23 protein-coding genes and 2 tRNA genes are annotated in these 25,285 nt (G+C 37.7%); 17 read left to right on the forward strand and 8 right to left on the reverse strand.

From position 1 onward, the window contains the following. Window positions 1-864 carry a beta-1,6-N-acetylglucosaminyltransferase gene (locus tag AC1M9B_RS11830; RefSeq protein ID WP_481609172.1) on the forward strand — a complete coding sequence of 288 codons (864 nt, stop codon included), beginning with the start codon at window positions 1-3 and terminating at the stop codon, window positions 862-864. 34 nt (window positions 865-898) lie between these two features. Here AC1M9B_RS11830 and AC1M9B_RS11835 read toward each other — a convergent pair whose 3' ends face one another. The 3 genes from AC1M9B_RS11835 to AC1M9B_RS11845 form a co-directional block, all read right to left on the reverse strand. Then, entirely contained in the window at window positions 899-2,269 is a 1,371-nt protein-coding gene (locus AC1M9B_RS11835; RefSeq protein WP_481609173.1) for a phosphohexomutase domain-containing protein, read from the reverse strand. 274 nt (window positions 2,270-2,543) lie between these two features. Then, window positions 2,544-2,619 (reverse strand) — tRNA-Gly (locus AC1M9B_RS11840). 47 nt (window positions 2,620-2,666) lie between these two features. Next, window positions 2,667-2,739 (reverse strand) — tRNA-Gly (locus tag AC1M9B_RS11845). A gap of 227 nt (window positions 2,740-2,966) precedes the next feature. On the opposite strand from AC1M9B_RS11845, the gene AC1M9B_RS11850 reads away from it, so the two are divergent. The 5 genes from AC1M9B_RS11850 to AC1M9B_RS11870 all read left to right on the forward strand — a co-directional run bounded on the left by AC1M9B_RS11850 (window position 2,967) and on the right by AC1M9B_RS11870 (window position 5,825). Next, a complete protein-coding gene (locus AC1M9B_RS11850; RefSeq protein ID WP_035268950.1) occupies window positions 2,967-3,275 on the forward strand; it encodes a BolA family protein in 309 nt (102 codons plus the stop codon). A 26-nt stretch (window positions 3,276-3,301) separates the two neighbouring features. Then, window positions 3,302-3,694, forward strand: coding sequence for a SirB2 family protein (locus AC1M9B_RS11855; RefSeq protein ID WP_481609174.1), 393 nt, complete (start codon window positions 3,302-3,304; stop codon window positions 3,692-3,694). Between the two features lie 79 nt (window positions 3,695-3,773). Next, entirely contained in the window at window positions 3,774-4,610 is an 837-nt protein-coding gene (locus tag AC1M9B_RS11860; protein WP_481609193.1) for a ParA family protein, read from the forward strand. Between the two features lie 35 nt (window positions 4,611-4,645). After that, the gene (locus AC1M9B_RS11865; RefSeq protein WP_373687210.1) at window positions 4,646-5,035 is read left to right on the forward strand and encodes a hypothetical protein; all 390 of its coding nucleotides are present in this window, start codon (window positions 4,646-4,648) and stop codon (window positions 5,033-5,035) included. A 199-nt stretch (window positions 5,036-5,234) separates the two neighbouring features. Beyond that, window positions 5,235-5,825: a LysE family translocator gene (locus tag AC1M9B_RS11870; RefSeq protein WP_481609175.1), complete on the forward strand. Its 591-nt coding sequence runs from the start codon at window positions 5,235-5,237 to the stop codon at window positions 5,823-5,825. A gap of 73 nt (window positions 5,826-5,898) precedes the next feature. Here AC1M9B_RS11870 and AC1M9B_RS11875 read toward each other — a convergent pair whose 3' ends face one another. Further along, the gene (locus AC1M9B_RS11875) at window positions 5,899-6,546 is read right to left on the reverse strand and encodes a DedA family protein (RefSeq protein WP_035268957.1); all 648 of its coding nucleotides are present in this window, start codon (window positions 6,544-6,546) and stop codon (window positions 5,899-5,901) included. A 198-nt stretch (window positions 6,547-6,744) separates the two neighbouring features. Between AC1M9B_RS11875 and AC1M9B_RS11880 the strand changes: the two genes are divergently transcribed. From AC1M9B_RS11880 to AC1M9B_RS11910, 7 genes are all read left to right on the forward strand, one after another. Continuing rightward, window positions 6,745-7,161 carry a DoxX family protein gene (locus AC1M9B_RS11880; RefSeq protein ID WP_481597744.1) on the forward strand — a complete coding sequence of 139 codons (417 nt, stop codon included), beginning with the start codon at window positions 6,745-6,747 and terminating at the stop codon, window positions 7,159-7,161. Window positions 7,162-7,394: 233 nt separating this feature from the next. Further along, window positions 7,395-8,963, forward strand: a complete 1,569-nt coding sequence (gene guaA / locus AC1M9B_RS11885; RefSeq protein WP_481589363.1) for a glutamine-hydrolyzing GMP synthase — start codon at window positions 7,395-7,397, stop codon at window positions 8,961-8,963. A 210-nt stretch (window positions 8,964-9,173) separates the two neighbouring features. Then, window positions 9,174-9,536 carry a hypothetical protein gene (locus AC1M9B_RS11890; RefSeq protein ID WP_481609176.1) on the forward strand — a complete coding sequence of 121 codons (363 nt, stop codon included), beginning with the start codon at window positions 9,174-9,176 and terminating at the stop codon, window positions 9,534-9,536. A gap of 110 nt (window positions 9,537-9,646) precedes the next feature. After that, a complete protein-coding gene (locus AC1M9B_RS11895) occupies window positions 9,647-10,597 on the forward strand; it encodes a pirin family protein (protein WP_481609177.1) in 951 nt (316 codons plus the stop codon). Window positions 10,598-10,619: 22 nt separating this feature from the next. Continuing rightward, the gene (locus AC1M9B_RS11900; RefSeq protein ID WP_481592181.1) at window positions 10,620-11,018 is read left to right on the forward strand and encodes an OsmC family protein; all 399 of its coding nucleotides are present in this window, start codon (window positions 10,620-10,622) and stop codon (window positions 11,016-11,018) included. Between the two features lie 136 nt (window positions 11,019-11,154). After that, window positions 11,155-11,796 (forward strand): glutathione S-transferase family protein, encoded by a 642-nt coding sequence (locus AC1M9B_RS11905; protein ID WP_481609178.1) that lies wholly within the window; start codon window positions 11,155-11,157, stop codon window positions 11,794-11,796. 1 nt (window position 11,797) lies between these two features. Next, window positions 11,798-12,409, forward strand: a complete 612-nt coding sequence (locus AC1M9B_RS11910) for an alpha/beta fold hydrolase (RefSeq protein WP_218947423.1) — start codon at window positions 11,798-11,800, stop codon at window positions 12,407-12,409. 47 nt (window positions 12,410-12,456) lie between these two features. Here the strand turns inward: AC1M9B_RS11910 and AC1M9B_RS11915 are convergent, their stop codons facing one another. The 3 genes from AC1M9B_RS11915 to AC1M9B_RS11925 all read right to left on the reverse strand — a co-directional run bounded on the left by AC1M9B_RS11915 (window position 12,457) and on the right by AC1M9B_RS11925 (window position 15,860). Then, window positions 12,457-13,065 (reverse strand): SPOR domain-containing protein, encoded by a 609-nt coding sequence (locus AC1M9B_RS11915; protein WP_035268975.1) that lies wholly within the window; start codon window positions 13,063-13,065, stop codon window positions 12,457-12,459. Between the two features lie 132 nt (window positions 13,066-13,197). Continuing rightward, window positions 13,198-14,988, reverse strand: coding sequence for an arginine--tRNA ligase (gene argS, locus AC1M9B_RS11920; protein WP_481609179.1), 1,791 nt, complete (start codon window positions 14,986-14,988; stop codon window positions 13,198-13,200). Window positions 14,989-15,257: 269 nt separating this feature from the next. Continuing rightward, the gene (locus AC1M9B_RS11925) at window positions 15,258-15,860 is read right to left on the reverse strand and encodes a hypothetical protein (protein WP_481609180.1); all 603 of its coding nucleotides are present in this window, start codon (window positions 15,858-15,860) and stop codon (window positions 15,258-15,260) included. Window positions 15,861-16,157: 297 nt separating this feature from the next. Here AC1M9B_RS11925 and AC1M9B_RS11930 point away from each other — a divergent pair, with 297 nt between their 5' ends. The 4 genes from AC1M9B_RS11930 (at window position 16,158) to AC1M9B_RS11945 (ending at window position 24,188) form a co-directional block, all read left to right on the forward strand. Next, a complete protein-coding gene (locus tag AC1M9B_RS11930) occupies window positions 16,158-17,858 on the forward strand; it encodes an NAD-dependent malic enzyme (protein WP_035268988.1) in 1,701 nt (566 codons plus the stop codon). 156 nt (window positions 17,859-18,014) lie between these two features. Further along, window positions 18,015-21,287 (forward strand): type VI secretion system Vgr family protein, encoded by a 3,273-nt coding sequence (locus tag AC1M9B_RS11935; RefSeq protein ID WP_481592186.1) that lies wholly within the window; start codon window positions 18,015-18,017, stop codon window positions 21,285-21,287. A 1-nt stretch (window position 21,288) separates the two neighbouring features. Then, window positions 21,289-23,301, forward strand: a complete 2,013-nt coding sequence (locus tag AC1M9B_RS11940; protein ID WP_481609181.1) for a LysM peptidoglycan-binding domain-containing protein — start codon at window positions 21,289-21,291, stop codon at window positions 23,299-23,301. Continuing rightward, a complete protein-coding gene (locus AC1M9B_RS11945) occupies window positions 23,298-24,188 on the forward strand; it encodes a hypothetical protein (protein ID WP_481592427.1) in 891 nt (296 codons plus the stop codon). Before AC1M9B_RS11940 ends, AC1M9B_RS11945 begins: the two co-directional genes overlap by 4 nt. A gap of 75 nt (window positions 24,189-24,263) precedes the next feature. Here AC1M9B_RS11945 and AC1M9B_RS11950 read toward each other — a convergent pair whose 3' ends face one another. After that, window positions 24,264-25,184, reverse strand: coding sequence for a Dyp-type peroxidase (locus tag AC1M9B_RS11950; RefSeq protein WP_481592428.1), 921 nt, complete (start codon window positions 25,182-25,184; stop codon window positions 24,264-24,266). Window positions 25,185-25,285 lie beyond the last annotated feature (101 nt).

A 25,285-nucleotide genomic window follows, 5' to 3' on the forward strand; every position in this document is an offset into this window, starting at 1 on the left:
ATGAACTTTGTATATGGAATTATTTGTCACAAGTTAACTAACCCTTTAATTTTTCTAGTTAATGAGCTATTGAAGAGTTCTAGAAGTATTGTTGTTATTCATGTTGATAAAAAAACAGATATTGTATCAATACAAGATGCTTTACCTCAGAATTCAAACCTATATTTTATACAAGATCGAGTAGATGTGAGGTGGGGGTCATATAGCCAAATTGAAGCAACTATAAAATTGTTAAAATATTGTAGAAAATTTGAATATAAATATTTTCATCTTTTATCTGGAGATGATATTCCTTTACGAAAAATAGAAACAATAGAAAGTTATTTCTCTGATAATGTAATCGAATATTTAGGTCATGATGAAAATGTAGATCCAATCCCAAGAGTTAAATATCGTTATCCAGATTTTTACTATGTTAAGGAAAAATCTTTCCCACAAAAAATATTTATCAAAGTTTTTAGTATTTTTCACAGATTAGGATTATTTAACCAATGTATGGAAAATTTACCTAAGCTTTATAAAGGAACATCTTGGTTTACACTTACTCAAAGTGCAATAAATTATATTTTGGAATATATAGAAACAAATCCCAGTTATGATTTAGCTTTTCAAAAGTCTTATTGTGGGGATGAAGTTTATTTTCATACTATAATTTTTAACTCATCATTCAAAAAAAAATTAAACCTAAATTATGATATTTCACCACCAGCTATGGCTTTAAGATATATTGATTGGAAATCAGGACCAGACTATCCAAGAACATTAGATCAGTGTGATTTCAATAAAATAAAAAAATCTGGGATGTTTTTCGCTAGGAAAGTAAATCCAAGTATTTCATTGGAAATTTTAGAAAAAAACTTCTAAAAAAGAGCCTAATCGGCTCTCTTTATTTTAAATATTAAGCTTGAATTAAAAGTGTTAATTCATTTACATAGTTTTCAATTGGCTTTGGATTTTTGTCTTTACGGCTTTCAATATTTAAACGGAGTAAAGGCTCTGTATTTGAAGCACGTACATTTAAACGCCAAGCACCAAAATCTAAACTGACGCCATCCGTTTCATCAATTTTGGGTTTTTGGTCAGCAAAATGATCAAAGATGTTTTGAATGGTTTCTTTTGTATCCGCAACTTTAAAATTAATCTCGCCAGAACAAGGGAACTTTTCAATCATTTCCTCAACCAGAGCAGAGAGTGGTTTTGCCGTTTCAGAGACAACTGAGATTGCCAATAACCACGGAATCATACCACTGTCACAATAGGCAAAATCACGGAAGTAGTGATGCGCTGACATTTCACCACCATAGACTGCATTATGTTCACGCATTTTATCTTTAATGAAAGAGTGGCCTGATTTCGATTGCACAGCTTCGCCTTGATATTGTTCAACGATATCGAAGGTATTCCACACCAAGCGCGGATCATGCACAATTTTTTCACCTTTCTGTTTCAGTAAAAAGGCTTGTGCCAAGAGACCGACAATGTAATACCCTTCAATGAATTGACCTTTTTCATCAAACAAGAAACAACGGTCAAAGTCACCATCCCAAGCGATGCCCATGTCAGCATGATGCTGAAGTACAGCATCGCAGGTGCTTGCACGGTTTTCAACTAAGATGGGGTTGGGAATACCATTTGGGAAGTTACCATCTGCTTCATGGTGAATTTTGATGAATTCAACTGGGACGTTTAATGCTTTGAATTTCGCTTCAATGGCATCGATCACATGACCTGCAGCACCATTCCCCGCATTGACCACGAGTTTTAAAGGTTTGATTTTAGCAGGGTCAATATAGGTCATCAAATGATCGATAAATTCGGGCAAGATATTATAATGTTGAGTTGTGCCTTTAATTTCGACTGCTTTGAACTGATTTTTTTCAGCAAGAAGTTGAATATCTTTTAAACCCGAGTCTGCTCCAATCGGACGAGCATTTTCACGTACAAGCTTCATGCCGTTATAGTCCATTGGGTTATGACTGGCTGTAATTTCGATCCCGCCTTGCACATCAAGATGGAATGCACCGAAATAAACTTCCTCAGTCCCCGTCATTCCTAAATCTAAAACATCAACGCCTGCATCATTCAGGCCATTGATGGTGGCTTGTTTCAGTGATTCACTGGTTAAGCGAACATCACATCCAACCACGACTTTTTGAGGTTTATAAATTTCGCCATAAGCACGTCCAACACGGTACGCGATATCTTCATTGAGTTCTGTGCCCAATTTTCCGCGGATATCATAGGCTTTGAAACAAGTTAATTTTTCCATGTTAAGGTTCTAATCTATTGAGCAAATTGAATACGAAAATTATAGCGATTTTGATGTAAGTACGGCATGGGTTGAGATAAAAAATTACATTTAAATTCAGTAGATTAATTTACTTTATGATGCTTATTTTTGATTGTAAATCAAGCAGCGCTCATAAGTGGATGAATTTTTTTGAAAAAAGTGCAGTAAAAGTTTATTGGTTGTAAAATTGAATTTATAAAAAAAATTTTAATAATAAAAAAAGCCCTGATCAATATCAGGGCTTTTTTGAATCTGGAGCGGGAAAGGAGACTCGAACTCCCGACCCCAACCTTGGCAAGGTTATGCTCTACCAACTGAGCTATTCCCGCGGAGTCTATCAATTTTTTAAGTGAAAAAACTGAATGAAAAAATTTTGAGCGGGAAAGGAGACTCGAACTCCCGACCCCAACCTTGGCAAGGTTATGCTCTACCAACTGAGCTATTCCCGCATGCCGTGTATAATACAGCATGAAAAATTAGGGTCAACAACTTTATAAAAAAATATCGTGTGATTGAATAAAATTAAAGCATTTCAATGTATTTCGCTTAATTTTTGATTGGTCTTAAGCTCAGGATCAAAGCGCAACTCTCCAATGGCGGTGTGGTTTATTTACTTTTTATTCTAAAACTTCACGGTATACTGCTGGCAACCAATGAATGCGAGTGGAATTTAAGCATGACTTTAGAGCAACAATTAATTGAGCGTTTACAACAATTGTCTCCTGTGCACTTAGACGTGGTGAATGAGTCATCAGGTCATGGTGGCTATTTCCCTGGTAAAGAATCGCATTTTAAAGTCACTGTTGTAAGTGAAGTGTTTCAAGGCTTACGTTTAGTTCAACGCCATCAAAAAGTATATGCACTGGCGGGTGACCTATTGAGTCCAGGAAAGATTCATGCTTTGGCGATTCATGCTTATGTGCCAACTGAATGGACTGGTCAAGCGCCAAATAGTCCTGAATGTGCGCATGCACCGAAAGCTTAAATTTTAAAAGTAGGAGAGTGGCTGAAATGGATACACACTTAGTCATTAAAATCGTGCATATGTCGAGTTTGCTCTTGTTGATTATTGCTGTATTAGCACGTGCGACAACCTTATATGTTGGCGTTGAAACTCAACAACCCAACCCGAAAGGACGTAAGGCTTATGTTGCGCTTCAACATTTGGCATTTACTTTGGTTATTGGGACAGGCTTGATTTTATTGTTTTTGAATAATTTTCAAGTTCAACCTTGGTTCTATGCCAAAGTGGTCTTGGTGATCGTGATGTTATCTTCATTAATTAAAGCATATCGCCAAGATGCGTCTGTACTGTTAATTCAACGTCGTGCGGGGGTATTGATTAGTTGTGTCGCATTTATGGCCATTATCGGCATCGTGATGATTAAGCCAACTTTCGGTTAATTGTTAGACACAATCGCTTAGGCTCTCACCCCTCTAGGTTAAACTTGATTCATATAATGAATTGAGCCTAGAGGGAATGATGCGTACACGTGTGGTGTTTAATCAAAAAGGTGGCGTTGGTAAATCCAGTATTACAGTAAACTTGGCTGCACTGAGTGCACATCAGGGTTTTAAGACGCTTGTCATTGACCTCGATCCTCAGGCCAATTCCAGTCAGTATCTATTGGGGGATGATGCGACTTATAATGCCGTTAAATCTGCACTAGAACCCAATATTGAAAATTTTTTCGAAGATGTATTGGCGAATCAGTCCAGCAAAGGTTTGATTGGTCAAGCCATTGGAAATTTGCTCAAAAATAAAAATAAAGGCTTAGAAGCTTATATACATCAGTCACCATTCCCATCTCTCGATGTTTTGCCTGCAAGTCCCTCGCTTGGTGCTTTAGAACATAGCCTCGAATCCAAACATAAAATTTATAAGCTGCGTGACGCGATTCAGCATCTAGCAGGGACTTATGATCGGATCTATATCGATACACCGCCTGCATTTAATTTTTTTACTTTGTCGGCATTAATTGCAGCAGAACGAGTGTTGATTCCATTCGATTGTGATGTCTTTTCTAAGCGTGCCTTAAACACGTTGATTGAAAACATTATAGAAACTCAAGATGATCATAATGATCGATTGGAAATTGAAGGTATCGTCGTTAACCAGTTTCAAGCGCAAGCAAAACTTCCTCGTGAAGTGGTACAGCAGCTCAGAGATGAGCAACTACCTGTGCTCAATGCGATGTTGCCACCGTCGGTATTAATGAAAGAGTCTCATCATAAAAATATGCCGTTAATCTATTTAAATACAGATCATAAATTGACGCAGGCCTACCAATCATTGTTCAATGAAATCGAGAATAAATAAGATTTGAGAAGAGTATGAACTCACGCGCGATGAAAATGGTCATGCAACTTAGTGCAGTCAGTACGGTTGCTGTATTGATGACTGCTTGTGCGACAACGGTTAAACCGAGTTATGTTTCTCCGACGCAATATCAAGCATTGAACTGTGTACAACTTGGTGCTGAATTCAATCGTATTCAGCAGTACATCAATAATGGTGTACAACCGCCTAAACGTACAGGTGTCGGCGTTGGTCTAGGTGTTGGTGGGGGCTGGGGCCGTGGCGGTTGGGGCTTTGGTCCTTCAGTTTCCGTCAATATGGGGCAGTCATCGAATACCAAAAATACTGAATTGTCGCGATTATATGGTGAGCAAGATGCGATCTCACAAGCGGCAACATTTAAAAATTGTCCTTATGTTCCTAAGCGTCAACAGCAAGCTCAGTAATTTAAAAGGGCTGTTCAATCTGAGCTTGAGCAGCTTTTTTTTAGCAAAATGTTTCAATGTAAATTTATTAAAATCAATATTTTATAAAATTATTAACTTAAAATAGACGTGACATTCATCATTCCTTCACTTTAAAAACTTGTCTTTAAATTCGTTTTTCGTTTAAGGTGTGCCTCCTCTAAATCTCTGATTTTAATCTATGGTAGAAAGTTGGCTTTATATTTTTGCAGTGTTCGCGGTATTACTTATTCCCGGTCCAACCAATGCATTATTGGCTAGCGCAGCACATCACCATGGCGTATTAAAATCATTCTATTTCGTACCTCTTGAATTACTGGGTTATATCTACGGCATTAGCATTTGGGCACTGTTGGTGCATTTAACCCTACCAATTTGGCCAATGCTGATTCATATCTTACATTTGGTGAGTGCAGTTTATGTGATTTGGATGGCTTTTCATTTATGGAAAGCTTCACACCTTAAGCAATTGAGCCAAAAAAACATTCGAATGAGTCGCAGTCATCTTTTTAAATCGACTCTGAAAAATCCAAAATCTATTTTGTTTGCAGTTGGTATTTTTCCAGCATGGACTTGGGATTCTTTTCAAAACTATTTTTTAGTTTTGGGTGTATTCACCTTATGTTTAATTCCATGTGCTTTATTTTGGATGTATTTTGGTCGTAAAGTCTTGGCAGGGAATCAGACGGTGGTCAGCGCAGATCGCTTATACAAAGGTTCTGCTATGTTACTTATGCTCAGTATGTTACCTGTCATTATTGGATTTTTCTAAGCCATTCAATATTTTGTAGTGATAAAAAAAGCAAATTCTTGGTGGAGAATCTGCTTTTTGAAGTCTAAGATCATTACATCATTTCGGGATTTTTCTTTGGGAAAAACTTGTGGCGAATAAAGCCAATGATCCCCGGCAATACGCTTAGAATAATGATTCCGAAAATTAAATGGGTGAAATTATCTTTCACGATCGGCATATTACCGAACAAATAACCCAAGGTGATAAACGAAGAAATCCACAAGAAAGCACCAACGACATTGTAAGTAATGAAGTATTTGTAGTTCATGCTTCCTGCACCAGCGACGAAGGGTGCAAATGTACGCGCGAATGGGACAAAACGCGCAAAAATAATGGTTTTACCACCGTGTTTTTCGAAGAATTTTTGCGTATAAACCAAATGTTTTTTATTGATAAATCGAGATTCAATCTCAAAAACACGTGGTCCGATATATTTTCCAATATGATAATTTAAGGTATCACCCAATACTGCTGCCGTGAATAACAACACGCCCAAAAGCCACGGATCCATTGCACCTGTTGAGGCTGCTAAAGCACCTGCTGCAAACAGTAAACTGTCCCCGGGTAGAAAAGGCATGACCACCAAGCCCGTTTCTACGAAAATAATCAGGAATAAAATTCCGTAAATCCAAATGCCATAATTGGTAATAAATTCAAGTAGATGATCATCTACATGCAGAATAAAATCGATTAAATCCATGAGGGGTGAACTGAGCAAAAATGTGTTCAAATGCTAACAGCCATCGGCGCTGATGTCAGTAGTCAATTGATTTAAATTATAGGTGAATTATTGTTCTGATTATGCAACGCTGATTCTTTGTATTGATTATTTATCCTAAAAATAAAAGCTACTAGTCTAGGGTCATTACCAAAAACAAAACATAGATAGGTCAACCCAATGTTTAATCCAAATCAAGTGATTCAAAAAATTGTTGCTCAACCCACAGTGCATGCAACTTTAACCTTCGTCGCACGTGTCCTTTTAGCATATATCTTTATTGTGGCGGGATGGGGCAAACTCGCAGGTTATAGCGCGACAGTTGGATATATGGAAGCGATGGGTGTGCCAGGTGCATTATTGCCAATAACCATTTTGGTTGAACTGGGTGGAGGCTTAGCACTGTTGTTTGGAGTGCAAGCACGATTATTCGCAGCAGCTTTAGCTGGTTTCAGTTTAGTTACCGCATTTCTTTTTCATGGTACACCTGAAGATTCGATACATTTCATGAAAAACTTTGCTATGGCGGGTGGTCTAATCTTTCTCGTATTGCATGGTGCAGGTCAATGGAGTGTGGATCAGCGTTTTGAAAAATAAATGACGAATACGCAATGCAGGTGAAATGAGAGAATTATTCGCCTGCTGCATCGTGATCTGAATGTAACGCCAAAGCTTGTATGATCAAAGCAATCGACTGAAATTGTTGAATAAAAAGACAATATTTAATAATAATGTATTGAAATATAGAGAGATTTGAATAGTGTGCGTAAGCTTAATAAAAATGATAGAATAGCGCGCTAATCCTTCGTTAGCCTTTCATAGTTGTTATCATGACTACCAATACTCAAATTACCGAAGATCGTATCCTGATTTTGGATTTCGGCTCTCAATATAGCCAATTGATCGCACGTCGTGTACGTGAATCAGGCGTATATTCTGAAATGTATGCTTTTGATATGTCGGAAGAGGACATCCGCGCATTTAATCCAAAAGGGATTATTCTTTCAGGTGGTCCTGAGAGTGTTCACGTTGAAGGCAGCCCACGTGCGCCAGAAGTTGTGTTTAACTTAGGCGTACCAGTATTGGGTATCTGTTACGGTTTACAAACGATGTCTGCTCAGTTGGGCGGTAAAGTTGAACCGGGTACAGTTCATGAGTTTGGCTATGCTGAAGTCGATATTAAGGTACGTGATGCTTTAATTGGCGATCTTGAAGATTCAGCAGACAAATTGAAAGTATGGATGAGTCATGGCGATAAAGTGACTCAAATTCCAGAAGGTTTCCAAATTACTGCAAGTACACCAAGCTGCCCAGTGGCAATGGTGTCTGACGAAGCTCGTCGTTTCTACGGTATCCAGTTCCACCCTGAAGTAACACATACTGCTAAAGGTAAAGAGTTACTTGAGAACTTTGTACAAAAGATCTGTGGTTGCCGTAGCCTATGGAATTCTGAAAACATCATTGATTTGCGTGTTGAACAATTACGTGAACAGATTGGTGATCAGAAGGTTCTTCTTGGTCTTTCAGGCGGTGTAGATTCATCTGTTGTGGCTGCATTGCTTCACAAAGCAATTGGCGACCAGTTGACATGTGTATTCGTTGATAATGGTCTTCTTCGTTTAAATGAAGGGGATCAAGTGATGGAAATGTTTGCGAAAAACATGGGTATCCGTGTGATTCGTGCTGATGCTGAACAACGTTTCCTTGATGCTTTGGCAGGTGAAGTTGATCCTGAAGCAAAACGTAAAATCATTGGTCGTGAGTTCATCGAAGTATTTGCTGAAGAAGCACGTAAGCTTGACGGTGTAAACTTCCTTGCGCAAGGTACGATTTATCCTGATGTGATTGAATCTGCTGCAAGCAAACAAGGTAAAGCGCATGTGATTAAATCACATCATAACGTGGGTGGTTTACCAGAAGATCTCGCTTTTGAATTGGTTGAGCCAATTCGTGATTTATTTAAAGATGAAGTACGCCGTTTAGGTACGACTTTAGGTTTACCATTTGAGATGCTTTATCGTCACCCATTCCCAGGACCAGGTCTTGGTGTCCGTATCTTGGGTGAAGTGAAGAAAGAGTATGCTGACATTCTTCGTTTAGCCGATGACATCTTCATGCAAGAACTTCGTGCAAGTGGTTGGTATGACAAAACTGCACAAGCATTCGCTGTATTCCAACCAGTGAAATCTGTGGGTGTAGTCGGTGATGGTCGTCGTTATGCATGGGTGATTGCACTTCGTGCGGTTGAAACAGTTGACTTTATGACGGCTCGTTTTGCGCATCTTCCTTATGATCTTGTTGATAAAATTTCGACGCGTATCATGAACGAGATTGCAGAAGTTTCACGTGTTGTTTATGACGTATCGTCTAAACCACCTGCTACGATTGAATGGGAGTAATTTAGGGCTTTCAAGAAACAACGTTTCTTGCCTAGATTACGCCAAGGGCTGTCCCAGCGGCAGTGGGGGATTTCGGACAGCATGGCTGTCCGCTTGAATTACCCAAGCGCTGCGTGCGCGGCAGTATCTAAATCAAGACATATCCCAATAGAAAGGACGCTTAGGCGTCCTTCCTATTTTTTTATCTAAAATTTAATTTAGAAGAATTCTATGTTTGAAGGAATAGTCAAAATACGTAAAGCATTGGAAGTCATTAGCCCAAATAACGTTGTTTTAAGAAATTCCCCAAACTCTTGCTGTGGCAATGCAAGCAATTTGATTGCTACTTACTTAGAATCTAAAGGATATGGTGAATTCCAATATATTTTAGGAAAAAATATAAAGGAAACAGAAAGTTATGCTTGGCTTTTAAATGTAAGAAGTAGATATATAGTTGATCTAACAGCAGATCAATTTGGATTGGATAAAATTATTTATACATTAGAGCATGAGTATCCTTTATCACAGTTATTTCCAAAACAATTAAATCAAGGGCGGGCAAGCATTCTATTTTTAATACATACAAAACTCTAATTGTCCTACCTATAGTATTCAGCGTATTAAGTCTAAGGTGGTTCAATTTGCATGACCTTGTTAATATCTATAACAAAGATAGCCATTTGCCAAACTTTTAGGATAACAACATGACCAATAATACTTATACCGAATTGTCTCATTCAGAAGACTGTGAAAAGCACGCCAACCAATTTATTCAGGAATTTCCACTGCGCCGTGCAGAAATTGGTCAAGGAACAGTGATCAAACGCGCTTTACCAAGTCGCCATAAGCGTATGATTGGCGCATGGTGCTTCTTAGATCATGCAGGTCCTGTGACATTTGAAGCTGGACAAGGTCTAGATGTTGGACCACATCCACACATTGGTCTACAAACCTTTACTTGGATGATTGAAGGGACTATGTTGCATAGCGACAGCTTAGGGACAACAGATCAGCTCATTCAGCCCAAGCAAGTTAACCTCATGACAGCAGGTCGAGGTATTTCACATACTGAAGTCGCGCCAGCGAATGAAACAAAAATGCATGCTGCCCAACTTTGGATTGCATTGCCTGATGACAAACTTACCATCGATCCAGCTTTTAATCACTATCCAGAATTACCCGTCGTCAATCAGTCAGGTATCGAATTTACGGTATTGGTCGGTGAGTATCTAAATACCGTATCACCAGTCAAAGTACATACTGAGCTTTTAGGTGTTGATTTATTTGCGCAAGCAGCCACAAAAGCACGTTTACCTTTAAATCCAAAGTTTGAATATGGATTTATGGCGCTTGAAGGTACAGCAACCATTAATGGTCATCATTTAGATGAAGACAATATGGTAATTTTAGAGCCAGGGCTAGAACATGTGGAAGTAGAAATCCTTGACAATAGTCGTGTACTGCTTTTGGGTGGTGAGCCATTTGAGTCACCAATTTTATTATGGTGGAATTTCGTTGGACGTACGCAAGAGGAAATCAAAATTGCACGTGATCAATGGATAGCAGAAGATCCACGTTTTGGGTCAATTCCATCATACCAAGGCGAGCGTTTGAAAGCTCCGATATTGCCTGATAGCATGCGTCCATTTAAATAATAAGACACAGAAGGAAAATAAAATGGCAACGATCGCAAATGCAAAGGTCACCACACTACCTGAAAAATGGGGTGGTGAAATTCAATCTGGTCAGCACACATTTCTCACCGATAAACCTGAATCATTCCAAGGTTTAGATCGTGGGCCTGCACCGTATGATTTTATTTGTTCAGGATTAATTTCCTGCACAATGATTACATTACGAATGTATGCAGAGCATAAAGGACTGGATTTGGGCGAATTCAGTGTCGAGGCAGATTTTAAAGCCAATAAAGAAGGGCAGGAATGGATTGAGCGTCGTTTAAGTTTTAAAACTAACTTGGATGAAGCGCTACAAGAAAAAATTTTAAATGTGTGCCAAAAAACACCCGTCACTAAAACATTGCTCAGAAGTGTCGAAATTAAAACAACAATTGTTTAAATATAGACAACTTAATAGGCATCAACATTCTGTATTTTTGTAATTTATAGCTAAAAAGAAGACATTTTGTGTAAAGCAGGATGTCTTTTTTTTATTCAAAATGGCTATATAGAGAGAAATAAAATTAGGTGGTCTTATGCTGACATTACATCATTTAGAAAAATCACGTTCTTCAAGAATTATTTGGGCGCTAGAAGAGTTGGGTGCTGAATACCAAATTCAACATTATAAAAGATTGCCAACTTACGCCGCTCCACCAGAATTGAAGAAGGTTCATCCTTTGGGGAAATCACCAGTGATTACTGATGATAATTTAGTGATCGCAGAATCTGCGGTGATTTTAGACTATCTGGCTGATCGCTATGATACCCAGCATCAATTTAAACCCCAGTCACAGCCTGATTTAACACAATATCAGTATTGGATGCATTATGCTGAAGGTTCATTAATGCCACTTTTAGTGATGACCTTAGTTCTCTCGTTTGTACCTCCTAAAGTACCTTTTGTGATTCGACCAATTGCCAATAAAATTATTGATGGGGTGACTGATGGATTTATACAACCGCGTCTCGCTGAACATATTGAATTTTTAGAACAGCATTTGGCGCAACATGAATTTTTTACATCTCAGTTTTCATTTGCAGATATCCAAATGAGTTTTCCCTTGATCGCGATGGATGAACGCTTAAATGGAAAATATCCGAACATTCATGCCTATGTAAAACGCATAAAACAAAGACCTGCTTATCAGCGAGCGGTTATCAAGGGTGGTGATTAAGATGGCAGATCAGGCAGTGAAATTAATCTTCCTGCCCGGAGCATCTGGCAGTACTGCATTTTGGAAACCTGTTCAATCACATTTTGAATCTGAGTACGACACGCACATCATTGCTTATCCCAGTTTTGGTGAATATCCTGATCATCCACATGTAAATTCAATGTCAGATTTACAAGATTATGTATTTGATCATCTTCAGCGCCCAAGTATTCTGATCGCTCAATCTATGGGTGGGGTCATTGCTGTTCAAGCGGCGTTGAGGTATCCAAAATTGATTCAAGGTTTGGTGTTGGTCGCTACGTCAGGTGGCGTTGATTTAACACCATTTCATGTTAAAGATTGGCGTGCAGAATATCAAAATGAATATGAAGTGCCGCACTGGTTTATTGATGATGAAACCAAATTAGATGAACGGCTTGCTGAAATTGAATGTCCTGTACTATTAATCTGGGGCGGAGATGATGACATTAGTCCTGTCGCAGTAGGTGAGTATTTAAATCACGCTTTTAAGTATTCAGAGCTGAATGTGATCCCGAACGGACAACATGATTTAGCTAAAGTTTATGCGTCAGAGTGTATTTCTTTTATCCAACGCTACTTAGCAAAATTTTAGGTTTGCTCTAGACTAAAAAAGGATGCTAATCGCATCCTTTTTTATGATTATCGTTTTACAACGATTGAATCAATACCGCTGTGTTGTAGGGTTTGCTGAGCGATAACAGCTGCTTCTTGAGAGTCATAAGGTCCAGAGACAACCCGATACCAGGTTTGACCGCCTTCCGTGGTTTTAATGACATCTGCAGATAAGCCGTTGAGAATAATTTCAGCACGACGTGCATCAGCACTATCTGGATCTGGATAACTTCTGACTTGTAAAAGGTAGCTACTCGCTACGGGTTGAGGTTCTGCATTTTCAATCAGCTCACCCTCTGTCGTTGTAGCATCAGCAACCACAGGTGCTTCCACGATGACAGGTGCGGTGTTCACTTGCTGATTTTCAGGTACAGCTTGATCGGGGATTGGAGTCACTTGTTGTTGAGGCAATAAATCGTAGAAGCGATAATCTTTATTCGTATCTTCTTGATAATGTTCAGATTGAATATCATTGCTTTTTGGTTGGACTGGCGCCCACGGTTTCCATAGCATTAAGGCTACGGCAAAACTCAGTACAATTAAAATCAGAACAAGCATACCTAACCATTTTGGTATTAATGGTTGTTTAGGTTTGTTAGGTCTTTCTGATACACCACGCTGCGTTTTTCCAAACACTTGGAAACCTCTCTTATTTTAAGATCATGCAATGGAAAATTGGATTACCATCACATGGAGTTTTTATCTCATTTTTTTCAATAATAAAAGTCTAAAGAGGTGAATCTTTTAAAAAGATTCACCTTCGATGACTTACATGCTTTCAGGTGCAGAAACGCCTAAAAGCTCTAAACCATTTTTCAAGACTTGACGAACATTTACCGATAACAACAAACGTGCTTGGGTCAGATCAGCATCATCACCGAGTACTTTATTTTCGTTGTACCAACCATGGAACAATGCTGCAAGTTCTTTTAAGTAGTTACCTACTTGATGCGGTTCATGGCTGTTTGCAGCACGTGCAAGAATTTCAGGGTATGCTGCAAGTTTTGCTAAGATTTCAGTTTCAGCTTCTAATTCAAGCTTTGCGGCAAAACCACGCGCAGTGGTCGCATCGAAGTTGATGTTCAAGCTGCTTGCTTTTTCTAGCATACGACAAATACGTGCATGGGCATATTGAATGTAATACACCGCATTGTCTTTACTTTGAGAAACCGCGAGATCTAGATCAAAGTCGATGTGCTGTTCAGACTTACGCATGACATAGTAGAAGCGAGCAGCGTCGTTGCCGACTTCTTTACGTAGATCACGCAATGTGACAAATTGACCTGAACGAGATGACATTTGAACCATCTCACCACCGCGCCATAGGCTGACGAATTGTACTAATAACACAGTCAGTTTTTTCGAGTCATATCCCATCGCATCAATTGCTGCTTTTACTCGTGCGATATAACCGTGGTGGTCTGAACCCCAAATATCAATAATGTCAGTATAACCACGTTGAAGTTTATTCAGATGGTAAGCAATGTCAGATGCGAAGTAAGTGGTTTGACCATTACGACGTTTTACAACACGGTCTTTTTCATCACCAAATTCTGTTGATTTGAACCAAATGTTGCCATCTTTCTCATAGAGGAAGCCGCGTTGATCAAGTGTTTGTAATGCTTCTTCAATTTTTTCAGTCAATGATGCTTCACTGAACCATTGGTTGAAAGTCACACCAAATTCACCAAGATCATCTTTGATATCATCAAGAATTGCTTTTAACGCAGCTTGATGAAAAACGCGATAACCTTCACCTATTAACGTCTGCGAGTTAAAAATTAGACCATCAATGTGTTTTTCTTTATCGCCAGAAATTACAACCTTGTTACCTTCGGCATCAAGTTCTTCAGCATACTGCACATCTTCTGGCACATCTTTATAAACATCAGCTACAGGGCGAACATATACATCGCCGTCTTGATCAATAATGCTTTGTGCGATTTCTTTGACATAGTTGCCTTGGTAAGCATTTTTAGGGAATACTAATGTTTGACCAGTTAACTCAAGGTAACGTAGATAAGTAGACGTCGCTAAAATGTCCATTTGACGACCAGCGTCATTCACATAGTATTCACGATCCACTGTAGCACCAGTTGCTTCAAGTAAATTCGCAACCGTCATGCCATATGCTGCGCCACGACCGTGACCCACATGTAAGCTTGATGTCGGGTTCGCAGAGACAAACTCAACTTGGATTTTTTTCGTAGCATTAACTTGCGTACGGCCAAAATCATTAGCTTGTGCCTGAATAGCATCAAGAACAGCAAAACGTTGGTCTGCATTCAAGAAAAAGTTGATAAAACCAGGACCAGCGATTTCCGCTTTACTGATATCCGCAACTTCTGGCAGTGCAGCAAGAATTTTTTCTGCTAAATCACGAGGCTTCATACCTGCAGCTTTAGACGCGATCATTGCGATATTCGAAGCGAAGTCACCATGGCTTCGGTCTTTGGTTCGCGTTAAGTTTCCGCTGTTGTTAAAGTCAGATGGGAGGACCCCTTCAGTCTGAAGAGATTGCACTGCATGATCGAGAGCTGCTTGTATTGCCGTATTCATAATTTATCGAAAAATTAATGTCGCAGAAAAACGACAAATATAGCAAATTTAGCGCTCATTAGCGAAGCAGATTTGCGTTGAATAAAACTTATCCGACATAAAAAATAATAAAATCAGTTTTTTTAATCACTATGCGCTATTTGCAGAATTAACGATGATGAAATTAATCTTTTACATCTAACGCATATCGATGATTGAATTGAGCCTGATTGTCTTTATCTCATTTAATGTGAATTTAAATAGAAATCAGGCAATTTTATGACTCGAAATTAAGCCATACACGTGACAGGCTTATTTAGTAATTCTGCTTTACCATTTTGGAAAGTGTATAACTTAGATGCATGGAAGATTTTAATGGTTTTGGCCTTTTGAGCAGCAGTTTGAAATGTCGCTAATTTTTTTTGATTCGCCAAACTAAAAGGATTTCCGTAATTCTTATTGTCGAGTAGTACTTGGATTGTTCCAACTTCAGGCTGAAGGCTATTTAAAATTTCCGAACCTTCCACATTCTGTATGCTGAGACTTGGTTTTTGGACACTATTCTTACAATTTAAACGCAGGAACAGCATGTGACCATCAACAGCTTTGTTTTGTAAGTCATAAATTCCTTGAAGGTCATTTTCGATATATACCCACTGACCAATCGGCAGATTTTGTTTAAGTTTCTCAATTTGCTCGAGTGTGGTTTTACTAATATCGACAATACCTTTTTTATCAATTTCAGGGGTCTTATCGGCGCGGGCTAAGCCCACCATTGAAAGTGCTTTATCACCGACCTTAGAGGTCGTGTCGGTGATGGTTTGACAACCCGTCACATTTAGCAGGGAAATAATAGTTAATGGCAAAAGGGCAATTTTAGCTGTAATTTTCATGTGGGTATAATAATGAACTAAGAATACGGTTGAATCCGATATTAGCTGAATCGTTCAGATTAGTTTGCAAAAAAAAGTTAATAAGCATGAATAATACATTTGAAATGTGACAGTTTTATCTATTTTTCTATCAATAGAATGATGGATTGAAGTTATAAAATTTAAAAATACTGCTAATATTATTATCAATTTTATAAATATACATTTGTCTTCATTTCGGCTTAAGCTATTTCTTAAATAAATGGTAAAAATGAAATGAAAAGGGTCTGAATTTAGGCCTGATCCATGAGATTAGAGATGACAACTGAACACACTGAAGTAAAACACCCTCTTTATACCCCTTATGCTGGCTTTACTTTGCTTGAACTACCTCTCCTTAATAAAGGCTCTGCGTTTACTGAGGAGGAGCGAGCAAGTTTTAATCTAAACGGTTTGCTGCCTCATGTGATTGAAACGATTGAAGAGCAACACCAACGTTCATATCAACAATTTACGTCATTTCATGACGACATTAATAAGCATATTTATCTGAGAAATATACAAGACACCAATGAGACTTTGTTTTATCACCTCATAGAAAATCATTTATCAGAAATGATGCCGATTATTTATACCCCAACGGTAGGTGAGGCTTGCCAACGATTTTCTGATATTTACCGCCGTCATCGTGGTGTATTTATTTCATATCCTGATCGTGCCAACATTGACGATATTTTACAAAATGTGAATAAGAACAACGTCAAAGTCATTGTAATCACAGATGGTGAACGCATTCTTGGTTTAGGTGACCAAGGGATTGGTGGGATGGGAATTCCAATCGGAAAATTATCTCTCTATACCGCATGTGGTGGTATTAGCCCAGCTTATACATTACCCATTACATTGGATGTAGGAACCAATAATGCACAGTTGTTAAATGATCCAATTTATTTAGGTTGGAATCAGCCTCGTATTAGTGGCGATGAATACTATGACTTTGTGGATGACGTACTTCGTGCGATTAAACGTCGTTGGCCAAAAGCTTTGATTCAATTTGAAGATTTTGCTCAAAAAAATGCAATGCCATTGCTGGAAAAATATCGTAATCAATATTGTTGTTTTAATGATGATATTCAAGGCACTGCTGCTGTTGCAGTCGGTAGCTTAATCGCAGCAAGTCGAGCTGCAGGAAAACAATTACGTGACCAGAAAGTGGCATTCTTGGGTGCTGGTTCAGCGGGCTGTGGTATCGCTGAGCAAATCATTGCGCAAATGGTGGCTGAAGGTTTGAGTGATGCTGAGGCAAGATCACGAATTTATATGGTCGATCGTTTTGGGTTATTGACCGATAATCAACCAAACCTTTTAGATTTTCAGCGTAAACTGGTTCAAAGTTCAGAAAATGTATCCGCGTGGGCTGATGCGGAAGGCATCATTTCATTGCTAGATGTTGTAAAAAATGCACACCCAACTGTGTTAATTGGTGTCTCTGGACAACCGGGTTTATTCACTGAAGAAATTATTCGAACTATGGCATCCAATTGCGAGCATCCTATTGTATTGCCATTGTCGAATCCAACGTCGCGTGTAGAAGCCGTACCAGCAGATATTATTCAGTGGACGGACGGTCGTGCTTTGATTGCGACAGGTAGTCCATTTATGCCAGTTAATTATCAAGATAAGCTACACAATATTTCTCAGTGTAATAACTCTTATATTTTCCCAGGGATTGGCTTAGGCGTGATTGCTGTGCAGGCAACGCGTGTTACAGACAATATGCTCATGGCATCAAGTATGGCATTAGCAGATTGCTCTCCAAAATTGCAAAACCCTGACGACGACTTACTTCCTGATCTCAATGATTTGCAGAAAGTCTCCCGGATCATAGCGTTCAAGGTTGCAAAAGCGGCGATTGAGGATGGTGTTGCCTTGCCATTGAGTGATGAGCTGATCGAAAAAAGTATTGAAGATAATTTCTGGAAGCCTGAATATCGCCGTTATAAGCGAATTCCATTTTAAAAAAACTTGAATTTTCAATATAAATTGATTGGAAATAAATAGGAATCAATGCGTTGGTTCCTATTTTTTGTTTAGAATAATTACAATATTTAAAAGCAAGATTGAGCGGAATACGCTACAATTTTCAAAAATCATAATAATAGCTTTAATCATTCTATGCTCAATAATATCAATTCAATTATAGAAGGCTTGGGTCTTAGCCCGCAAAAGCGCGCGTTACATATTAAATTTTCTAATCCTATATTAGATAGCCAAGTTTTCATTCAACGAATTCAGGGTCAACACTTTATTAATCAAGGCTTAAAAGCTGAAGTATTATGCTTATCGACGAATGCGCATTTACAACTTAAGCAATTCATTGGTTGTTTGGTGGCTGTCGATCAAGTTACGGATCTTGGAAAATTAGCTCGGACTACTGGGATCGTGACAGGGGTGAGCCAAGGTCAAAGTGATGGAGCGTTGACCTTATATAAGCTGACCGTTGAGGATGCAACCTCACTTTGGCACAAACGCCGCAACAGCCGTGTATTTATGAACAAATCCGTGGTTGATATCACTGAGATTATTTTTAAAGAGTGGCAGACGAAAAGCGTGTTATTTAGTGCCGCTTTGAGTCTGTCAACGGCGGGTTTAAAAGCATCATATGATATACGTCCATTTGTGATGCAAGCCAACGAATCAGACTATGATTTTCTAACACGCTTATGGCGGAGTGAAGGTATTAATTGGTTGATTGATGAGACAGATCAAACCGTGCCATTCTCAGCGAAAGAAATTCAATCACAAAAATTAAGGCTAATAGATGAAAATAGTCAGTACGAGCCTTTAGATCGACGCACGCTCAGATTCCATCGCAGTAATGCAACAGAACGTTTTGATACGATTACCAGCTTTATTGCTCAACGCTCAATACAATCTACAGCAATTCAGGTACAACGTTGGCAGGGCGATATACTTGCGCAAGATCAAGATGATTATCAACTCAGTGCTCATCAACATAGTGACCAGTTGGACAATGAAACCTTAAGTCTAGAACAAGCATGGACTGTGAGTCCTGCTTGGATTACTGATTTAAAAGGTGAAGATCAAGCCACTCTATCAAACAATTCACAACTGCAAAAACTGAATACACAACTCAATCAATACCAAGATTTGCAGGCTAAATACTTTACTGCGGTGAGTAGCGTTCGAGATGCCAATGTTGGGTATTGGTTTGAATTTATGGGTCATCCAGAAATAGATCAACATCAAGGGGCAGATCGCCAATTTATTATTTTAGGAAAACAATTTTTTAATCAAAATAATTTACCTAAAGATTTAAATAATCAAATTGAAACATTAATTGATTTGAGTCGTTGGAAACAGACAAAAACAGATGAGCGTTTATCTACAGAACTGAGTTTAGTGCGCCGAGCTATACCTATTGTTCCAGAATATGATCCATTGAAACATCGTCCAGTTGCTTATCCTCAACGGGCAAAAGTGGTTGGTCCTGAAGGTGAAACGATCTATGTGGATCAGTGGGGACGTATTAAGGTTCGCTTCGTATTTACACGTAATGATGATCATCAACATGATGGTGGTGCAGGGTCGAATGATAATGATACAGACTCTGCATGGGTTGATGTTTTAACTTCTTGGGCTGGGGAGGGTTATGGATCAAGATTCCATCCACGTATAGGTGAAATTGTAGTCATTGATTTCTTTGATGGAAATGTTGATCGACCTTTCGTTGTTGGGCGTTTACATGAGGCTGAACGTCATCAAACTAAGTTTGATGTTAAGGGGCAGTTACCTGATACAAAAAAACTCAGCGGAATTCGCACGGCAGAAGTTGGTGGCTCTGGATTTAACCAACTCCGATTTGATGATACGACAGGACAAATTAGTACTCAGTTGCAAAGTAGTCATGCGGCAACTCAATTGAATCTGGGTAATTTGAGTCATCCTAAGGATAAGGAGAAAAGTGATGGACGTGGAGAAGGATTTGAGCTGAGAACTGATGCTTATGGTGCTGTTCGTGCAGGGAAAGGAATGCTCATTACGACTTATGCACAAGAAAAAGCAATTGCTGACCATCTTGAAGCTGCACAGGCTCAATCATTGTTGAGTCAGAGTGAGCAGAGTATGAAAATGCTCAGTGAAATTGCAGTAAAACAACAATCGGATGCATTAAATGTAATTAGTAGATTACCTAAATTTATTCAATCATTAGAAATCAAAAGTAGTGCTCAAGCTTTGCAGTCTACAGTGAATTTATTTAAGGAGGGAATAGCGAAGGATCCATTAAATGCACTGAAAGATTGTGGTGGTTTTATTAAGGATATTGGTATTTTAGGTGGTAATACTGCTGGAATTGTGGATGAGTTTAATAGTTACTTTGAGCATGCTCAAGAAGCGGTTGATAATCTCAAGGAATTTATTGATAACGTACAAGAATATGGTTCTGAAGCGATAAAGAGGAAATTTGAAAGTATTAAAAATGGGATTAAAGATAACCCATTTCAAGCACTTCAAGATGTGAGTAAAGCAATTTCGAGCGTTGACTTGAATGTGGAAGATCAACTGGTGTTATGCACTGGTTTTGGTGGTGCAAACAAAAAAGATGATATTAATCCAGTAAAAGCCTTAAGCACACTGACAGGTTTTATGGAGGGATATACTCAAGGATTAGAAAATAGTTCTGATCAAAAAAAACAAGAGCAAGGACGTTTATTTAGACAGGCACTCATGCTTTTGGCTTCACCCAATGGGATTGCATTAACAACGCCTGAGGACATTATTCTTCAAGCATCACAAGATATTGCGGAGAGTGCACAGGGTTCAATTAATTTAAGTGCGCAAAAAAATATTGTGGGGCATGCTCAAGACAAGATCAGTTTGTTTGCTGCACAGAAAGGATTTCGAGCGTTCGCAGCTAAAGGAAAAGTTGAATTACAAGCGCAAGATGATGCGATTGAAGCTATTGCACGTAAGGTGATTAAGCTTATTTCAACCGAAGATAAAATTGAAATTACCAGTCCAAAAGAAATCGTATTGACCGCAGGTGGCTCGCAACTCAAGATTAATGCTAGTGGAGTATTTAGCACGACGGGTGGAAAATTTGAGAGTAAGGCAGGGCAGCATTTGTTTACGGGTGGGGCTAACGTTAATTTTCAGTTACCATTTATACCTAAGATATTGGATGGGGGTTATAGTCAACAATTTAACTTAAAATCCTTATCAAGTGAACATAGTGACTTAATTGGTTCAGGTTATAAAATTATCAATAAAAAAACTCAAGAAATACTTATTCAGGGTGTTATTAATTCTAATTTTGAAACAGAGAGAGTTTTCAGTGAAAAAGAAGAAGAATTAGAATTGATCGTCTATGAAACAGAATATACAGATTTTAATATTGAAAACATAAGTGAAATTTTGGGAGATTGAGATGTATACGATAAGGAGAGGTGATACTTTAAGTGGAATTGCAAGGAAAAAAGGGTTTAGTGTTGATGAATTAGCGCGTCTAAATGGAATAAAAAATAAAAATTTGATTTATATTGGTCAGAAGCTAAAGCTTCCTAATACAAATACAAATACAAATACAAATACAAATACAAATACAAATACAAATACAAATACAAATACAAATACAAATACAGCCAAGTTGGCTGTTGCAGTAGTTAATAGGAAAGGGGAACCAATAAGTAATTTTAAAATCAAAATTATTATTGGTGGTAAAGTGAAAATTGAAAGATTAACAAATGAAAAGGGGTTGATAATTCTAAATCAAGGGGAGGCTGGTAAGGATATAGTAATTGAAGGTTGGTCCAAAACAAATAGTAGTTATAAAGTAATTAGTAATAGATTTATTACTGAGCCTAGAAATTTAGGAATAGGTATTTCCTTAGATACAATCAAATTTGAAGCTAAAACAGATAATCATATTCATCCAAGTAATAACACAACTCTCAATACAACACAGTCTCAAACTCAACATAGGGTTAATAATGAAAACCAACCAATTGCTCAAGTATCAGTAAATGGATGCGATAATTGCTCTAAAATTACGGAAAACGAGTTAAAGCAAATTTTTACAAATGCAACTGTATCTGAGATTAAAGCTTTAGTGGATTCTTATAATCAGTATGCAGAAAAGTTTTTGATGAAAAATTGTGTAAGCAAAGCACATTTTTTTGCACAAGTACTTGAGGAGGTTGGTACCTCAATTACAGTAAAAAATGGTGAGAGCTTAAATTATCATTCAGATATTTTAGTTGCTGATTATACAAATAGTCCAAGAAATATATATATAACAGAGAATGGAAAAAGAGTTGCTAAAAAAAGTCATGGAGGGCCTTTTAAGGCCTTTCGTGGGAATAAGGAATTATGTGATAAATATGGTAGAAATGATAAACATCCAGCTAACCAAGAGATGATAGCAAATATTGCCTACGCTAATAGAAATGGTAATGGAGATATAAACTCTGGTGATGGTTGGAAGTACAGAGGGAGAGGTATAATACAAATTACTGGAAAAGATAAATATAGTAGAATTAATGATGAAATAAAAAAATGCTTTCCACAAGAAAATATTGTTATTGATGCTAATAATATTAATAATTTGAAAGAAGGAACATTAGCATCCATGGCATATTGGAAATCTTTTGGTTTGTCTGCTTTAGTTAATAAAAAACAAGTAACTTTAACATCACAATTAGTTATAGTAGATAAACTTATTGATGTAATAAATAGTAAAACAGCATCTAGACAACAAAGAAAAAATAATTTTAAAGATATTACATCAAAAGTGTTTAAATTAAATGAGTGCAAGAACTCTATTGTAGAAACCAATTCTTTAAATAAATCTGCACCTACTGCACCTGTTGGAGGACAGTTGGTCTCAGTTCTAAATGAAATGAAAGAACTCGTAGATAGAAATATACCTTACTCTCAAGCTGGTGCCAGAGGGGGGCTATCTCCTGCAACTGCGACTTCTGAAATTACTGCTAATGATTTAAAAGGTTTAGATTGCTCAGAAACTGTCGCAATATATCTAATGAAACTAGGAGTTACTGATAAATTTTATTCAATTCATACAGGAATAATGTTAACTGAGAAAGCATTTAGAGGAGCAATACACTCTAATAAAATAGATTATGTTTCAGGTAGTAAAGAAATTTCTTTCATTCCTCAAGTAGGTGATATTTTCGTTTGGAGGAGTAGTGCTGGACATTGTGGAATTGTTTATGCAGTCGATACTGAAAATAAAACTGTAACAATTTTAGAGGCTATAGGCTTTGTTGGTAGTGCTGAAGAAAGGTTCAATACAGAAAATGGTGGTTGTGTTAAGAAGGGGTGCAGTAGAACAGCTGTTTATACGATTTCGGGTAAAGCTTTGGCATCTCATGCTGGATGGGTAGGATATTTTAGACCCAATATAAGTGGAAAGAGAATATGAAAAAAAGTGCAGTAGTTATTTCTATCATGGTATTAGGAGCTTGTACTGCTAATGCGGATAAAAAAGACTTAAATAATGTTCAGTTAGATAGTCTATTGACTTGTTATGGTGAGAATACTGAATATACAAATTTGGATGGTTATTATTATTTGCCAGATTATGGCTGTATATATAATGGTAAGACTAATAAGCTTGGGAATGCATTTGTTTTTTTGATTCCAACTGTTGATCAAAAAAAAGATCTAAATTACAAGAGTATAAAAGCAGTTAAGGAAAAAATTATTTTTTTAATTCCAAAAGATAATTTAGTTAAGACAAATAATTCCGATTCCAATTATATACCTAAAGCAAACTATAAATTTAAAGTTTTTTTAAACTCTGGGAAAGGTTGGGTTGAGAATAGTCAAGTTTCTAAATTAGATCAAATGAATGATTTTGTTGAAAATAGGGTTTTATCTTATAGCGGTGCTTTTTTAAAAAGAAAAATGGATGTTAATAAAGATGGGGTTAGTGACTATATTGAGGTTTTAGGCGGAAAAGATTCGTTGAAATCAATTGTTATTAGGGATGGTCTTAATAATAAAACATTATGGAAAAATAATATTTTATTTGATGATAGTTTTAATAATTGTCAATATAGTGAGTTTAAGAATATAGCAATCAGTGAAAATAATTTTACATTAGAGTATAATACTTGTGCAGATAACTCTATGTTAGGTCATAGATATACAACATTTAGAGTCGACTCTAAAAATGAACCAGTTGTAATTCAAGATAATTATTTAGTTAATGAATTAAATGGAAAGGAAAATGAAAAGCCTAAAAAAATAAACTGCATGTCTAATTCAAAGGTTTTTTTCTCTACTTATAGAGGGCGATGTGGTTAGGGGAATTGTTAACATATATTTGTATGTAACTACTACCTCCCCTATAAAAGCCGACTCTCGTCGGCTTTCTATTGTCTAACCTTCCAATACCTTTTCTAGCAATTCTTCACTTGGGGCGAAGTAATAAGCTCCATCTAAAGGCGCCACAAAGTGCAATAAGCGATCATGAATACCATCGCCACTAGTTCCAAACATACGTGTCAGCATGCGATCAATACGTGTTAAATCTTTCGTATAAGCGATAAAATACAAACCTTGATCACCACGTCCATCGCCATACGGTAAAGAATGACGAAGAATTTCAAGCTCCTCACCTTCATCATCTTCAACAACGGTGCGAGCCACATGTGCATTGTCAGGTTTAACATCGTCATCAAGCTCTATGCTTTCGAGTTTGGTGCGCCCAATCACTTGCTCTTGTGCATCAACTTTAAGTTTTTTCCATTTATCTAGATCATGACGATAACGTTGAGCAAAAACGAATGAGCCATCAGTGAAAATTCCTGCATCGTCACCTAGTAAAGCTGTTTCAGCGCGATCATCTGGAAATTGAGGGTTTTCGGTGCCATCAATAAAACCAGTTAAATCTCGACCATCAAAATTTCGGAAGCACACGCGCTCATCTAAAACCTCAACCAAATCCTGAATTCCTTCAAAAAAAGCTTGGCTTAAGGCAAAGCAAATATCAGTACGCTGTGCTGCGATATGGATTAAAACATCAGCAGGGACCACAGGCATGGTGAAAGAGCCTTGAATTGGTTCAAGCTGTTTAAAACCTTCTGGTTGGTGAGGGTAAAGTTGTGACCAAAGTTCTGGTCCAAAAGCCACCGCAGTTTTAATTTGAGCATGAGGATGTTGAGTAATTAAGCGATCACGAGTCGTAAAGAGATCTTCAAGTTTTTCTTTTAGTTGATCTATTGATAAATCTTTTAAACGCAAAGTGATAAAGCGAGCATGATCTGAAGGCAATGGTAAGATTACGGATTGGGAAGTCATTCATGGCTCCTGAAATTATAATATCCTAATTTTGCTGATCACATTGTGCCTGATCATCATAGTGCTGAACAGACAGACGTTTAAAAAAACATTCAAATTTT

The organism is Acinetobacter sp. ANC_7513, assembly GCF_056779915.1.